This is a genomic window from Segeticoccus sp., from assembly GCF_035708005.1.
Genome location: NZ_DASSTI010000111.1, coordinates 1 through 14,695 on the forward strand (window position 1 = coordinate 1; position 14,695 = coordinate 14,695).

Here is a 14,695-nt window from a genome sequence, read left to right on the forward strand (position 1 = left end):
CGAGGCAGGAGACAGGTATGAGCGAGCAGGACACCCGCGTCGAGCAGGCCGGGGACACCGTGGAGGCGGAGCGGACGGCCGAGCCCGTGGGGACGAATGGGGAGTCCGTCGGCGCCCCTGAGCAGGCTGCCGGCGCTGCGAACGAGGCGGGCACCGCGAACGAGGCGGGCGCGGCGGACGAGGCGGGCACCGCGAACGAGGCGGGCGCGGCGGCGGAGGCGGGCGAGCCGGCGGACTGGCCTCAATCGGCCGGCGACGCGACGGCGGAGTCCGGGAAAGCGTCCGGTGCTGCCTCCACGGCGGCGCCGGACGAGGACGTGGACGCCGGCTCGGGCTCGGGCCAGGAGTCGGGGGGCAAGGCGGAGCGTGACGACGAGGTTGCCCGCCTCGAACACGAGGGTGAGGTGGCCGCCGACTTCCTCGAGCGGCTGCTCGACATCGCCGACCTCGACGGCGACATCGACGTGGACGTCGAGGGTGACCGCGCCTCGGTCGCCATCGTCGATTCCGACGAGGGTCGGGTGCCGCGGCGACTGGTCGGCCCCGACGGCCGCGTGCTGGAAGCGCTGCAGGAACTCACGCGCCTGGCCGTGCAGGCGTCAACCGGCGACCGCAGCCGGCTGATGCTGGACATCGCCGGGCACCGGGCCGGCCGCCGCGCCGAGCTGGTCGAGGTCGCCCAGACCGCGATCGAGCACGTGCGCGCCAGCGGTGAGGCCGAGGAGCTCGAACCGATGAGCGCTTTCGAGCGCAAGGTCGTGCACGACGAGGTACTCGCCGCCGGGCTGGTCTCGGAGTCCGAGGGGACCGAGCCGAACCGCTACGTCGTGGTGCTGCCCGCTGGGCAGGCCGACTGATCCATCGAACACATGTCTGATTCGCTGGCGTCGCCTCCGCCGGCGCCAGTGGCTGCGACGCACGTCTTCGGCGGGCAACTCGCTTGCGCCGAGCAGTTCGTGTCCCTCCTGTGCTCCAGCGGTGTCACGCACGGACTGATCGGACCCCGTGAGGTGCCCAGGATCTGGGACCGCCACGTGCTGAACTGCGCCGTGGTCGGGTCGTTGCTGCCGGCCCAGGGCGAGGTCATCGACGTCGGAGCCGGCGCTGGCTTGCCGGGACTGGCCCTGGCCATCGCTCGTCCGGACTGCCGAGTGCACTTGGTGGAGCCCATGCTTCGCCGCACGACCTGGTTGCAGGACGCGGTCGAACGGCTGGAGTTGCCCAACGCCCTCGTCCACCGGGGTAGAGCCGAGGAGTTGTGGGACGCCCTGTCGGCACCGGTGGTCACGTCGCGGGCCGTGGCCCGACTGGCCCAGTTGTCTCGGTGGTCGTTGCCCCTGCTGCGGCCGCACGGGCAGATGCTCGCCATCAAGGGCAGCAGTGCCCGCACCGAGCTGGCTGAGGACGCGGCCGAACTCCGCAGGCTCGGAGCGGTGGCGACCGGGGTGCTCGAGGTGGGCGCTCCCGAGGTCGACCCTCCGACGACTGTCGTGCGTGTGCGCCTGGGGGATCGACCCGCCAAGCGGGTGGGGGCGAAGGGCCCGGCGGTCAGGAGGCGGACGTCGGCGGGGACCCGCGACGGGCGTGCGAAGACTGCCCCGACGTCGGTCGGCTCGGCGTCGGCCGGCTCGTCCGCTGCGGCGGGAAGCTCGTCTGAGTCGGAAAACGCGTCGAGGACACGCCGTGGTCGGTCCTCGGATCGGCGCGCGCCGGCTCAAGGCACGCCGCGCCGCCGACGCGGGTGACCTCGTCAGCTGTCACGTCCGGTGGCGGCGATTCCGTTACTGCCGCTGGTGTGGAGGCAGGCTGGACACGGCGGATCCTTCGTCCACAGCCGCTGCTGATCGAGTGGCCGCGACACGGTAGGTTGGACCCCTGCCTCAGGAGGTGTCGGACGGCCGGCGCCGGCACGCTTGCCGCCCGGTGTTCTGCGCTCCTCGGGTAACCACAGTCTGATCAGACAGGCACTCCGTCGATGTCGCGGAGTGCGCGCACAGTCTTCGTGTCCGAGAGGTACTCATGACGGCACCGCACGCCGACCAGACGGGACTCGGCTGGCCCGACGACACCTTCGGGGTGCCCGACGCCGGACTCGGGTGGCCTGCTGGACCCTCTGCTGTTTCCCGTGAAACATCCGGCTCGGGGGCTGCGGCAGGCGGCGCCGAGCAGCCAGGAGCGGGCGGCCGGCCAGACGGGGCTGGAGCGACGGGTGATCGGTCGGCGGATCCTGAAGCGCCGAATGCCCGGTCGGACGGTCTCGAAGCGTCGACGAGTCGCGGGTCAGAAGGTCGCGACCTGCCGAGTCGCGGGTCGGACGACTCCGAAGCGCTGCGTGGCGGGTCGGACGGCCCTGAGGGATCGACGGCCGCCTCCTCGACGGCGCAGGACCGTTCCGCGGGCTACCGCCCCCCAGCCGACGAGGAGCCGCCGACCACGTCCGAGCTCGCGGAGGCGGCAGCAGTCGCTGCCGGTAGTGGCGTGGCGCAGCATGTCGTCACCTCGTCCCACGGGGAGCCTGCGGCCGTCCCCGTGGAGGGCTCGGCGGAGTTCGGACGAGGAGGCCGCGGAGCAGACGTGGGCGAAGCGACCGGGGTCCAAGCCAGCGGGGCCCAAGCGAGCGGGGCCCAAGCGAGCGGCGAGCGAGAGCCCAAGTCCAGCCAAGTTTACGAGATCCAGCGGCCCGCCGACGTTTCACGTGGAACGCGGACAGAGAGGCGGGCGCCAGACGCGGCGGTCGGGGAGCCATCCATGACGGACTCACGGTCGGGAAGAGATGTCGGCGCGGTAGCCGCCTCCACCGGGGGCACTGGTGTTTCACGGGAAACCGAGCAGGCAACCGACTTGGAAGGCGCCGGCCGCATGGAGGCTCGAACTCCCTCTCTGAACCAGCCGGCCGCCGACGTTTCACGGGAAACGTGGCCAGAGGGCACGGCAGATGAGGACGTACGGGCGAGCATCGCGAACCAGGGTGCGGACGAGAGCGAGAGTGGCCTCGAGAGCCAGGGTGGCGTCGAGAGCGAGGGGGCCAGCGTGAATGACGTAGCTGAGATCGCGTCGCCGCCCAGCTCGGACGCGGGCGCCGAGAGCGAGCAGGCGCCGATCTCCGACGCGGACACCCCGCTGGCAGCGCAGCTGGCCGATGAGAACCGGCGACGTGCCGCCCTGGGAGCAGGACAGTTGCCCGCGCCAGGACGGACCCGAGTCCTCACTGTGGCCAACCAGAAGGGTGGGGTCGGCAAGACCACGACGACGGTGAACGTGGCAGCGGCGTTGGCCCAGGGGGGCCTGCAGGTGCTCGTCATCGACATCGATCCCCAGGGCAACGCCAGCACGGCACTGGGGATCGACCACCACGCCGAGGTGCCGAGCATCTACGACGTCCTGGTCGACGGCGAGCCGATGGCCAAGGTGGTCCAGGAGTGCCCCGACATCTCCGGACTGTGGTGTGCCCCGGCGACCATCGACCTTGCCGGTGCGGAGATCGAGCTGGTGTCCATGGTGGCGCGCGAGACCCGGCTCCGTCGCGCCATCGCCAGCTATGTCGAACAGCGGGCGGAGGCTGGACAGGCTCGTCTCGACTACGTACTCATCGACTGCCCCCCCAGCCTGGGACTGCTCACGGTGAACGCCTTCGTGGCAGCGGAGGAGGTGCTCATCCCGATCCAGTGCGAGTACTACGCCCTCGAGGGGCTGAGCGCCTTGCTGAACAACATCGGGCTCATCAAGAGCCACCTGAACCCGGACCTGCACGTGTCGACGATCCTGATGACGATGTACGACGGGCGCACCCGCTTGTCCGCGCAGGTTGCCGACGACGTCCGAGCGCACTTTCCGGAGCAGGTGTTGCGCGCCAGCGTGCCGCGGTCCGTGCGGATCTCGGAGGCTCCGAGTCACGGACAGACGGTCATGACCTATGACCCCAACAGCAGCGGTGCCCTGTCCTACCTGGAGGCGGCGACAGAGATCGCCCACCGTGGGGCCACCATGGCCGCCGGCTACGTGACATGACCCGTGGACGTGGGCTCCGCGCGCCGACTCGGCCTTGCCGTGGCGACGTGTCAGTCTGCCGTGTGAACGGTGCAGCGCACAGCATCCATTCCGTGCCACGCCACGTGGCCCGATCCCAGTGAAAGGTTCCCCAGTGAGTGAGAAGCGTCGCGGACTCGGCCGAGGGCTCGGTGCACTGATCCCCAGCACGCCGACAGCCGGCAACAGCCGCCCCACCGACGTCTTCTTCAAGGACAGCCGCGCTGCGGCGCAGGCTGCCCCCGAACGGGAAGACGGCACCCCGGGCGCAGCCAGCGCTGATGGCGTGGAGAACAGTTCCAACGGCTCCGCAAACGGCTCACAGGACAACGGCTCCTCGGACCGTTCGCCGGAGTCCTCGCCAGGGTCGGGCGACTCGCCAGAGTCGATGGGTACCCCGGAGGCGGGGCGCACGGTCACGGCGCACAGCGGCGTCTCGGGCGCGGAAGGTTTCACGGGAAACACGACCTCCGAGCCGCCGGTCGAGCATCCCCCTGCTGAGGGTTACCGTTTCACGGGAAACACGACCAGTTCCGCGAACGACCACGAGCCAGAGCGCACCGCCGAAGCCGGCGGTTTCACGGGAAACGCGACAAGAATGTCGCCAGCGGGTAGCCGCTACGTCGAAGCAGACCGTCCCGGAACTGGCGAGCGGGTCAATGACCTCCCGCAGGAGCCCGCCGCCCGGGAGCACCAGGAGCCAGCCGTCCGCGAGGACTCTGCGGCCGGGGATGACCAGGCCGTCGGCGCCGCCGGCGCCGGGGCGCCTGGTGAGGCGTCGTCCGCTGGAGAGACGAAACCTGACGCCGGAACCGGCACCCGCGACGACGCGGTGGAGACGGAACTGGCGCCTGTGCCCGGTGCCACGTTCGCCGAGGTGCCGGTGACCGAGATCCGACCGAACCCGCGCCAGCCGCGCCAGGTCTTCGACGACGACGACATGGCGGAGCTCGTGCACAGCATCCGCGAGATCGGCGTGCTCCAGCCCGTCGTGGTGCGCTCGGTCCCGTCCAGCGGCGCCGAGGCGGCGGAGGACGGGGTTCGCTTCGAGCTCATCATGGGTGAGCGGCGGTGGCGTGCGGCGCAGCAGGCAGATCTCGAGACGATCCCCGCGATCGTCAAGGACACCTCCGACGACGACCTCCTGCGCGATGCACTCCTGGAGAACCTGCACCGCAGTCAGCTCAACCCGCTCGAGGAGGCGGCCGCCTACCAGCAGCTGCTCGACGACTTCGGTTGCACCCACGAGCAGCTGGCCGGCCGGATCGGGCGGTCGCGTCCGCAGATCAGCAACACCCTCCGACTGCTCAAGCTGCCGCCGCTGGTGGCACGTCGGGTGGCGGCTGGTGTGCTGAGCGCGGGGCACGCCCGCGCCCTGCTGTCCCTGCCGGACGCCGCCGCGATGGAGCGGATGGCTCAGCGGATTGTGGCCGAGGGCCTGTCGGTCCGGACGGTCGAGGAGATGGTCGCCCTTGGCGGGGAGGAGCCGAGGCGGCGGGTCTCCGCTCCGCGAGCCGGCAATCGACACCCGCAGCTGGATGACCTTGCCGCTCGGCTGTCCGACCGGTTCGAGACACGGGTGAACATCAACCTGGGCAAGCGCAAGGGCAAGCTGACGGTGGAGTTCGCCTCCGTGGAGGACCTGAACCGGATCCTGGACGTGCTCGCTCCTGAGGAGAACGTCGACGTCTGAGGGAGGATGCCGGCGCAGTCGCTGGCTGGAACCTAACGTTCGGAGTCGACCAGGGCCCGGGTGAGGAGCTGGTGGTAGACCGCGCCGGCCTCGCGTCCGCTCGCCGCAACGGCCATCGGGACCAAGGACGTCTCGGTCATCCCTGGCGCCACGTTGCCCTCGAGGAACCACGGCACCCCGGCGGGGTCGACGATCAGGTCGATGCGCGACAGGTGCCGGTGCCCGAGAGCCCGGTACGCCGTGATCGCCGCGTGGGCAACCGCCCGGCTGACCTCATCGGCGAGCCGGGCCGGTGTGAAGAACTCGGTCTCCCCGGCGGTGTAGCGCGCGGCATAGGTGTAGACGCCGCCATCGGGAACGATCTCCACGGCCGGGAGCGCGACCGGAGCCCCCTCCTCCCCTTCCAGGACGGTCACCGCAACCTCGGTGCCCTCGACGAAGGACTCCAGCAGCGCGATATCACCGTACGCATAGGCGTCGACCATGGCGGCCGGCAACTGCGCCGCGTTGTGGACGACGGAGAGTCCCAGCGCCGACCCGCCGCGAGCCGGCTTCACCACCAAGGGAAGGGTGAGCGAGGAGCTGATCGCGTCCAGGACCGCGCCGGCGCCCAGTTCGCGAAACGTGTCGTGCGGCAACGCCACCCCGCGAGGGGTGCGGACACCCGCGCGCTGGACGAGCGTCTTGGCGACCGGCTTGTCCCACGTGAGCCGGCACGACTCGGGTGTCGAGCCGACATACCGAAAACCTAGCGATCCCAACACATCTCGGATCGCGCCGTCCTCACCCGAGGCTCCGTGCAGGACGGGCCAGACCACGTCGGGCTCGGTCTGGGCCAAACGCTCGAGCAGGCTGCCATCCGCGTCGGCAACATGTGCCTCGACGTCGACCTTGGCCAGCACGTCGGCTACCCGGCGCCCGGAGCGTAGGGACACGTCCCGCTCGTGGCTCAGGCCTCCGGCCAGGATGAGGACGTGGGTCAACGGCGTTCTCCTTCGTCGGGAGTGGACGACTGGGTCGGTGGTGTGTCAGGAACGGCGCTGACGATAACTCATGGCGCGGATCGCCGGGCGGGTCCCGCAGCCAGCGGCAACAGATGCCGGAGGCAGGCGATCGTCATGCCAGACCCGTACCGCGGCAGACGACGGTGGGCTCGTCGCGTCCCGACGCCGGAAGGCCCTGACGCGGGAAGGCCCCGACGCGGGAAGGCCCCGACGCCGAAAGACCCCGACACGAGAGACGCCGACGAGGGTTGCGTCGTACCGGGCACCGGCGACCGCTCAGGGCTGCTCCGGCCCCGGGAACTGCACACCACGGTCCGAGGGCCGGGCCGAGGTCCCCGGCTCGAAGGTCTCGCGCACCTCGAGCTCGGCACGGATGACCCCGGCGAGGCGGCGGACGCCCTCGCGGATGCGATCCGACTCGGGGTAGCAGTAGGACAGGCGCATGTGCTGCGCGCCGGAGCCGTCGGCGAAGAAGGCCGTTCCCGGCACGAATGCCACGCGCTCGGTGACCGCGCGCGGCAGCATCGCCTTCGCGTCCAGCCCCTCGGGAAGGGTCAGCCACACGTAGAACCCCCCGTCGGGGTGGGTCCACGTGGCCTCGGGCAGCAGGCTCTCGAGCGCGCCGAGCATGGCGTCGCGGCGCTCTCGGTAGAGCTCGCGGTAGACCTTGATCTGCCCCCGCCAGTCGTTGTTCGACAGGTAGGTGGAGATGCTCATCTGCGCCAGGTTGCTGGGGCACAGGATCGCCGACTCGCTCGCGAGGACCAGCTTCTCGCGCACGGCGTGCGGCGCGACGGCCCAGCCCACGCGCAGGCCGGGCGCGAACGTCTTGGAGAACGAGCCGAGATAGACCACGCCCTCCTCGGACAGGGAGCGCATCGCCGGCCACGGGTCGCGGTCGAAGCCGAGCAGACCGTAGGGGTTGTCCTCCAGCACGAGGATGTGATGACGCTGGCAGATCTCGAGGATCTGCGGTCGACGCTCGAGCGCGAGCGTGGTGCCGGCCGGGTTGTGGAAGTTCGGCACGCTGTAGAGCAGCTTGATCCGCTTGCCCGCGGCTTCCAACGCGGTGATCCGCTCCTCGAGAGCCGCGGGAACCAGTCCCTCGTCGTCGCTGGCGACGTGGACGACCTCGGCCTGGTAGGAGGAGAAGACCCCGAGCGCGCCGACGTAGCTGGGCGCCTCGGCCAGGATGACGTCCCCCGGATCGATGAACACGCGGGTGACGAGGTCCAGCGCCTGTTGGGAGCCGGTGGTGACCACGACGTCGTCCGCGTGCGCCTCGATGCCTTCGAGGGCCATCACCTCGAGGATGTGCTCGCGCAGGTCCGGATGCCCTTGGCCGGACCCGTACTGGAGGGCGGTCATGCCCTGCGTCGCGATGAGGTGCTGGACGGTCTCGGCGACGGCATCCATCGGGAGGGCCGGCAGGTACGGCATACCGCCGGCGAGGGAGACGACCTCGGGGCGGGAGGCCACGGCGAACAGGGCCCGGATCTCCGAGGCGGTCATGCCCGCCGTTCGCTCGGCGTAGGACTCCCGCCAGGGATCAAGACGCGAACCCTGCACACTCATGCTGACCTCCCTGCAGCGCACAGAGCGTGCAGCTGCACGCACTGTGGCGCGCGACCTCCGCGCCCGGCCTCACCGGGCGACGGCTACTCCGGCCGCCCCGTCACCTCGCCGCGGTCCGTCGTGCGGCCATGTCCGGGGCGTCCCTGGGTCGACGCGCCTCGACGAGTGTGCCACGAGCGGGCGACGGGCTGGTGGACGCGACCGACCAACGGGACGCGTTTCACATGAAACCGTCCTGGGAGCTCGCCCGGAAGGCTGCCCGGATCAGTGCCGCGGATGGGAGGCGGCCGGACCAGCCGCGGCGGCGCGCAACTGCTCGCGCAGCTCCCGGAGGTTGAGCACGCCGGTGGTGCTGGGATCGTCCTCGACGAGGTACATGCGCTGCAGGGCGACCGAGATCGCCTCGGCGACGGTGTCCCGAAAGGCCGGCTCAGCGAGCTTGGCGGCGTCGTCGGGATGGGAGACGTAGCCGGCCTCGATGAGCACCGCGGGCATGAGCGCCCGGTGGAGCAGCGTCCAGCTGCGCGCGTGGGACCGGCAGTCGATGAAGCCGGTCCGCGCCACGATCTCCCGCTGGATGAGGCCGGCGAGGTGTTCGGCCATCGCCGACCCCGCGCCGCCGTCGTCCGTGCCGTAGTAGTAGGTCGCCACCCCGCTCGCGGCCGGCTGCTCCCACGAGTTGCAGTGCAGGGACAGCAGCACGTCGGCGCCAGCGTCGTTGGCGATGTCGGCCCGCTCGGCCAGGCTCGGGTTGGCCTTGTTGCCTCGTGTGAACAGCACGGTGACGCCGACGGCGCTGAGCCGACCCTCGATGCGCCGGGCGATGTCGAGCACGATGTCGGCCTCGTCGGAGAGCGTGCCGTTCGACACGCTCCGGCCGCGGTGCACCACGGCCCCAGCGCCGCTGGCCGCGCCCGATGCCTGGCCGGCCCCCACGGCGTCGCCTGCGCCACGCGCGCTGGCCGCGCCATGCGCGCCGGCCGCAGCGGCCGGGCCACTCACGTCTGCGTCGACGTGCAGCCCCGCACCGCGGTCGGAACCCCCGTGACCGGGGTCGATCACCACGGTGCGCCCGGCGAGGCTGTGCCCCGACTTGCGGATGAGCTCGCGCTCGCGGAGGGCTTGCGCGGTGCCCCCGGTGACGCTGCGGGACAGGTCACGGAAGGTGCGGAGGGTGTCGGGCCCGACGGTACCGGTGACGTCCAGCCGCATGGCCTTCTGGAAGGCGTTGACCGCCTGCTCGGTGTCCGCACCGAAGATGCCGTCCACCCGCGCCGGCCCGAAGCCCAGGCCGATGAGCCGGCGCTGCAGCTCCACCACGTCGTCGCCCTGCACGAGGTGACCAGGAGTGTGGTGCAGGATCCGGTCGCCCAGGTGCCAGCGGGAGCCGTCGAGCACCACCCAGGTCGCGGGCCCCACGATGCCGTCGACGTTGAGGCCACGCCGCTGCTGGAAGGCCCGGACGGCGTCGGCGACCTCCTCGTCGTACGGCCGGTCGACCGAGCCGGCCGGCAGGTCCCCGGTCGTCTGCAGCCGCTCGCGGATCGCCTCGACCCCCGGGCCCTCGGCGCCGAGGTCGTAGGAGGCGAAGGGACGTTCCGACATCAGGACCTCCGTGGTGTGGCGGCTGGGGGACGGCTCACGCGGGCCAGCGAGATGGGCTGATCCGTGGGTCCAGGGCGGGCGATGCCCGCTGAAGCAGGGTATGCGCAAGGGTAGCCGAGGCCGTCCCCCAGCCGGAAACAGCGCGCCTCCGGGTGCCCGCAGACGACGACGCGGCGAGCACCCTGCAGGTCGCAGGATGTCGCCGCGTCGAGGAGGACGCCTAGTCAGCCGATGAAGTCGTCGAGCTCCTTGACGAGCCGCGGCTTCGGCAGCGCGCCGACGAGGGTCTTGACGACCTCGCCCTTGACGTAGACGTTCATTGTCGGGATGCCGGTGATGCCGTACTTCGCCGCAGTCTGCGGGTTCTCGTCCGTGTTGAGCTTGACGATCTCGAGCTTGTCGCCGTGCTCGTTGGCGATCTCCTCGAGGATCGGGGCCACGGCGCGGCACGGCCCGCACCAGGGAGCCCAGAAGTCGACGAGGACCGGCTTGTCGTTCTTCAGGACGTCGGCCTCGAACGTCGCGTCGGAGGTCTGCTTGGGTGCTGCCATCTCGAGGGTTCCTTCCCTGGGTGTGCGGTGGGTTGCTGCGGGTCGGTGCGGAGTCGGTCGGTCCGTTCCGGGCGTCCGGGTGGGGCCCAGTCTGCCGCGCCGGGGTGACCACGCGGTGAGGTGCGTGCCGCGGTCACCGTCGTGCCCGGCATACAGGGGGTATGCCGGGTGCTCGCGTCAGACGTGGGCGGTCGCCTCCGTGGGGACGGCCGTGTCCGGCGAGGGGACCTCGCCGGAGAGCTCCGCCGAGCCTCCGCGGGCTCGTTCGGCCGAGGCGTCGAGGGCCCCGAGGTAGCGCTCCGCGTCGAGGGCGGCCGAGCAGCCGGTGCCGGCCGCGGTGATGGCCTGGCGGTAGGTGTGGTCGACCAGGTCGCCGCAGGCGAAGACGCCGGGGACGTTGGTGTGCGTGGAGCGGCCGTGGACGAGGACGTAGCCCTCGGGATCGGTCTCGACGACGCCCTTGATGAGCTCGTTGCGGGGGTCGTGGCCGATCGCGATGAACAGGCCCGTCGCGGGCAGCTCGCGCAGCTCGCCGGTGACGGTGTCGCGCAGCGTGACCCCGCTGACCTTGGCCTCGCCGTGGATCGCGGCGACCTCGGAGTTCCACGCGAAGTGGATCTTGGGGTCGCTGAAGGCACGCTCGGCCATGATCTTGCTGGCGCGCAGCTCGTCGCGGCGGTGCACGATCGTGACCTTGCTGGCGAACCGGGTCAGGAAGGTGGCCTCCTCCACCGCGGAGTCGCCGCCGCCGACGACCACGATCTCCTGCTCGCGGAAGAACGCTCCGTCGCAGGTGGCGCACCACGACACGCCGTGGCCGGACAGGCGCTGCTCGTCGGGCAGGCCGAGCTCGCGGTAGGCCGAGCCCATCGCGAGGATGACCGACCGGGCGCGGTGGGTGTTGCCGGAGCCGTCGGTCACGGTCTTGATGTCGCCGCTGAGGTCGACCTCGGTCACGTCGTCGGTGACCAGCTCGGCGCCGAACCGGGCCGCCTGGGCCTTCATGGCGAACATGAGGTCGGGGCCCATGATGCCGTTCTCGAAGCCGGGGAAGTTCTCGACGTCGGTGGTGTTCATCAGGGCGCCGCCCGCGGTGACCGAGCCCTCGAAGACGAGCGGCTGGAGGTTGGCGCGCGCGGCGTAGACCGCTGCGGTGTACCCGGCCGGTCCCGACCCGATGATGATGACGTTGCGCACGTCGCTGCTGATGTTGCCGTCCGTGGCGTGGCTCACTGGCGGTCCTTCGCGCTGTCGGGGGTCACAAGATCTAGCCGGTGCAACCGATCGTAGGCCCCAGATGTTCCTCGGGCGCAGAGGCGGGGCGCAGAGGCGGGGCGTGCGGTCGGGCGTGCGGTGGGCCGCCCCACCTCCCACGACTGGCGACGTCGTCTGTGGCGTTTCGCCCGCTTCCGAGGCCGCGAAACGCCACACAGGAGGTCGTCAGTGCCCGGGGTCGGATCGGGCGGGGTCGGATCGGGCGGGGTCGGAGCGGGCGGCGGTCTCTTCGGCCGAGGACCACGGGACGGTGACGCCGATACTCAGGTAGCCGTGCCGACCGGCCACGTCCCCGGCGTCGGTGCGCTCCAGCCCGTGCCGGTGCCAGCGGTCGAAGACCTCGTCGAGCTCGCGGCCGAGCTGCTGTTTCTCCTCGAGCGTCAGGCGCAGCGGGATGTCGAAGTTCGCCACGTCGGTGCCCTCCGGCGCCTCCTCTGTCTGTGACGCCAGGCCGAAGAACCGGCGCAGCACCGCCTCGTAGCGCTGCTGGGCCATGCGCAGCGACTGGTCCACGACGGCCCGACCGGCCGGCGTGCTGCCGAGCTCCTTCGGGTTGTACGAGTAGCCGTGCTCGCTGGCCGGCTTCCACCAGCGGTCCCGACGGTCCCGGGCGCGCTCTGGAGCCTCGACGATGAAGCCGTAGCGGGCCAGCTGGCGCAGGTGGAAGCTCAGGCTGTTCGCCGGCTGGTCGAGCGCCTCGGCCAGGTCGGCCGCCCGTGCCGCTCCCCGTGCGTGCAGCTCGTTGAGCAGCGCGAACCGGATCGGGTGCGCGAGCGCCTTGAGCGCCTCGGTGGACGTGATCCGCTGCGGCTCCTCGCCACCGGCACCACGCTCGTCGGTGCCGGTGCGCTCCTGCCGTGGCTCCGTCATACCGGCCAGCCTAACCACACCAGCAACGACACGTGCGCAACACAACATGCGCAATAGGTATTGCGCAAAGTTGGGTGCGCGTGTCAGGCTGTGCCGCCATGGAGACCACGACGAGCGGTATGCCGAGCTCCTCCCTGTCCGTCGACACGCCCCACCCGGCGCCCCACCCAGCACCGGAACCGGCACGGTCGCTGTGGCGGAACGGGGACTACCTGCGCCTGATGTCCGGCCAGACGCTGAGCGCCATCGGCTCGGCGATGAGTGGGTTCGCGTTCCTGCTGCTGGGCTACGCGCTCACCGGGTCGACGGCGCTGGCCGGCGGCGTCGCGGCGGCGTCGATGGCCGGGTCGGTGGTGTGCGCGCTGCCGGCGGGGGCGCTCGTGGACCGGTGGCCGCGCAAGCGGGTGATGGTGTGCTGCACGTCGGGTGGGGCCGTCCTCTACGGCTCGGTCGTCCTGGCCCACGAGCTCGGACACCTCACCGCGGCGCACCTGGTCGTCGTGGCCGCCCTGTCCGCGGGGCTCGCCGCCTTCTTCGGGCCGGCGGAGGTCGCCTCGCTCAGGCAGATCGTGCCCGCGGCGGACCTGCCCACCGCGATGTCGGTCAACCAGGGCCGGCAGGGGCTCGCCAGCCTGATCGGTGCGCCGGTCGCGGGGGCGCTGTTCGCGCTGGGACGGGTGATCCCGATCGTCGCGGACGCGGCGTCATACCTCGTCTGTGCCTGGTGCGTCGGCACGATGAAGGCGCCGCTGGCCGCCCCCGAGCGCGCGGGGGAGCGGGAGCCGGTCGTCGCCGCGATCCGCGCCGGGCTGCGGTGGGTGTGGGACCGGCGGGACCTGCGGATGGTCGCGGTGCTGTCGACGGTGGTGAACTTCGCGGCGAACGGGTTCCTCACCGGTCTGGTGCTGGTGTTGCAGCGCCGGGGTGAGCAGCCGGCGGTCATCGGGCTGCTCGAGACGGGTCTGGCCGCCGGGCTGCTGGTCGGGGCCGTGCTCGCGCCGGGGCTGCTGCGGCGGTTCCGGACCGGGATGCTCGTCATCGCCGGGTTCTGGGTGGTGGCGCTGGCGCTGTCCGGGATGGCGTTCGCGTCCTCGATCGTGGTCTACATCGCGGGCCTCGCGGTGGTCGCCCTGCTGCTGCCGGCGCTCAACTCCGGGCTGATGAGCTACGAGGCGCTGGTCACGCCCGACGCGATGCAGGGGCGGGTCACGACCGCGGTGACGTTCCTCGCGATGGGCCTGGCGCCGCTCGCGCCCGTGCTCTCCGGCGTGCTGCTGGAGCGGTGGTCGGCCACGCCGACGCTGCTGGTCTTCGGCGGGTTGCTCCTGGTGGCCGCGGCCCTCGCCGGCGGGAGTGGGGCGCTGCGCTCGATTCCGCGTCTGGCCGACGTGCCGCCGGCGGCGTGATCGCCGGGGCCACCCGGCCGCGCGCCCCCGACCAGCCGACTGACGACCTCGTCTGTGGCGTTTCGCCCCGATCGCGGGCCGCGAAACGCCACACACGAGGTTGTCGGTGCGGGGTTGGCGGCCCGGGGCAGGTCGTCGGTGCGGGGTTGCCGGCCCGGGGGCAGGTCGTCGGTGCGGGGATGGCGGCCCGGGTCAGGGCAGCGTGACGGGGCCGTGCAGCACGTGCGGATCGGTGGCGGAGCAGTCGCGCCCGACCGCCCAGGCGCGCTCCGAACCGGCCGAGCCACTCGACGCGCCGGCCGTGCTCGACGGGCCGGCCCCACCGGAGCCCCCCGAGGCGCCCGGCCCGCTCGCGCCACCGGACCCGGCAGCCGAGGGGACGACGAGCACGACGGCGGGCTTCCCGGCATACCGGGCCAGGTCGGCGACGGCCGGGTGCGCCGTACTCGGGTGCACGCCCAGCCCGTCGAGGCACTCGGCCAGGCCGGCGGGCGTCCCGATCCGGCCGGCGCTCCCGGTGTCGGCGTGCGGCGCGAGGTGCGAGGCGCCCGGCTTCGTGGCGGCGGCCGCCAGCGCCGCGGCCTGGGTCGCGAACGTGGCGGCCCGGTAGTCCCGACCGCTCTGCTGGATGCTGACCACCGAGAGCTGCTGCTCCGGGCCGAGGCCCTGTGCGTGCGACCGGGCCTGCCC

The 14,695-nt window shown here is 71.8% G+C and carries 12 protein-coding genes; 5 read left to right on the plus strand and 7 right to left on the minus strand.

What is annotated here, in order from left to right:
• Positions 1-86 precede the first annotated feature (86 nt).
• The 4 genes from VFL99_RS18355 to VFL99_RS11180 all read left to right on the plus strand — a co-directional run bounded on the left by VFL99_RS18355 (position 87) and on the right by VFL99_RS11180 (position 5,719).
• The gene (locus VFL99_RS18355; protein WP_462283436.1) at positions 87-857 is read left to right on the plus strand and encodes a Jag family protein; all 771 of its coding nucleotides are present in this window, start codon (positions 87-89) and stop codon (positions 855-857) included.
• Between the two features lie 48 nt (positions 858-905).
• Positions 906-1,745 (plus strand): 16S rRNA (guanine(527)-N(7))-methyltransferase RsmG, encoded by an 840-nt coding sequence (rsmG, locus tag VFL99_RS11170; RefSeq protein WP_325106432.1) that lies wholly within the window; start codon positions 906-908, stop codon positions 1,743-1,745.
• 1,114 nt (positions 1,746-2,859) lie between these two features.
• The gene (locus tag VFL99_RS11175) at positions 2,860-4,008 is read left to right on the plus strand and encodes a ParA family protein (RefSeq protein ID WP_325106433.1); all 1,149 of its coding nucleotides are present in this window, start codon (positions 2,860-2,862) and stop codon (positions 4,006-4,008) included.
• A gap of 616 nt (positions 4,009-4,624) precedes the next feature.
• Complete coding sequence (locus tag VFL99_RS11180; RefSeq protein WP_325106434.1) at positions 4,625-5,719, plus strand: ParB/RepB/Spo0J family partition protein; 1,095 nt, start codon at positions 4,625-4,627, stop codon at positions 5,717-5,719.
• Positions 5,720-5,751: 32 nt separating this feature from the next.
• Here VFL99_RS11180 and VFL99_RS11185 read toward each other — a convergent pair whose 3' ends face one another.
• From VFL99_RS11185 to VFL99_RS11210, 6 genes are all read right to left on the minus strand, one after another.
• On the minus strand, positions 5,752-6,702 hold the full coding sequence (locus VFL99_RS11185; protein WP_325106435.1) for a D-alanine--D-alanine ligase family protein: 951 nt from the start codon (positions 6,700-6,702) through the stop codon (positions 5,752-5,754).
• A 297-nt stretch (positions 6,703-6,999) separates the two neighbouring features.
• Positions 7,000-8,298, minus strand: a complete 1,299-nt coding sequence (locus tag VFL99_RS11190; RefSeq protein WP_325106436.1) for an aminotransferase-like domain-containing protein — start codon at positions 8,296-8,298, stop codon at positions 7,000-7,002.
• A gap of 264 nt (positions 8,299-8,562) precedes the next feature.
• Positions 8,563-9,903 carry an N-acetylmuramoyl-L-alanine amidase gene (locus VFL99_RS11195; RefSeq protein ID WP_325106437.1) on the minus strand — a complete coding sequence of 447 codons (1,341 nt, stop codon included), beginning with the start codon at positions 9,901-9,903 and terminating at the stop codon, positions 8,563-8,565.
• Positions 9,904-10,127: 224 nt separating this feature from the next.
• On the minus strand, positions 10,128-10,454 hold the full coding sequence (gene trxA, locus VFL99_RS11200; RefSeq protein ID WP_325106438.1) for a thioredoxin: 327 nt from the start codon (positions 10,452-10,454) through the stop codon (positions 10,128-10,130).
• A 177-nt stretch (positions 10,455-10,631) separates the two neighbouring features.
• Positions 10,632-11,687: a thioredoxin-disulfide reductase gene (gene trxB, locus VFL99_RS11205; RefSeq protein WP_325106439.1), complete on the minus strand. Its 1,056-nt coding sequence runs from the start codon at positions 11,685-11,687 to the stop codon at positions 10,632-10,634.
• Between the two features lie 207 nt (positions 11,688-11,894).
• Entirely contained in the window at positions 11,895-12,599 is a 705-nt protein-coding gene (locus VFL99_RS11210; RefSeq protein WP_325106440.1) for a winged helix-turn-helix domain-containing protein, read from the minus strand.
• Between the two features lie 98 nt (positions 12,600-12,697).
• Between VFL99_RS11210 and VFL99_RS11215 the strand changes: the two genes are divergently transcribed.
• Positions 12,698-14,005, plus strand: a complete 1,308-nt coding sequence (locus VFL99_RS11215) for an MFS transporter (protein WP_325106441.1) — start codon at positions 12,698-12,700, stop codon at positions 14,003-14,005.
• A 192-nt stretch (positions 14,006-14,197) separates the two neighbouring features.
• On the opposite strand, the gene VFL99_RS11220 is transcribed toward VFL99_RS11215, so the two are convergent.
• Positions 14,198-14,695 (minus strand): hypothetical protein (locus tag VFL99_RS11220; RefSeq protein WP_325106442.1); only part of this gene is annotated, 498 nt, incomplete at its 5' end.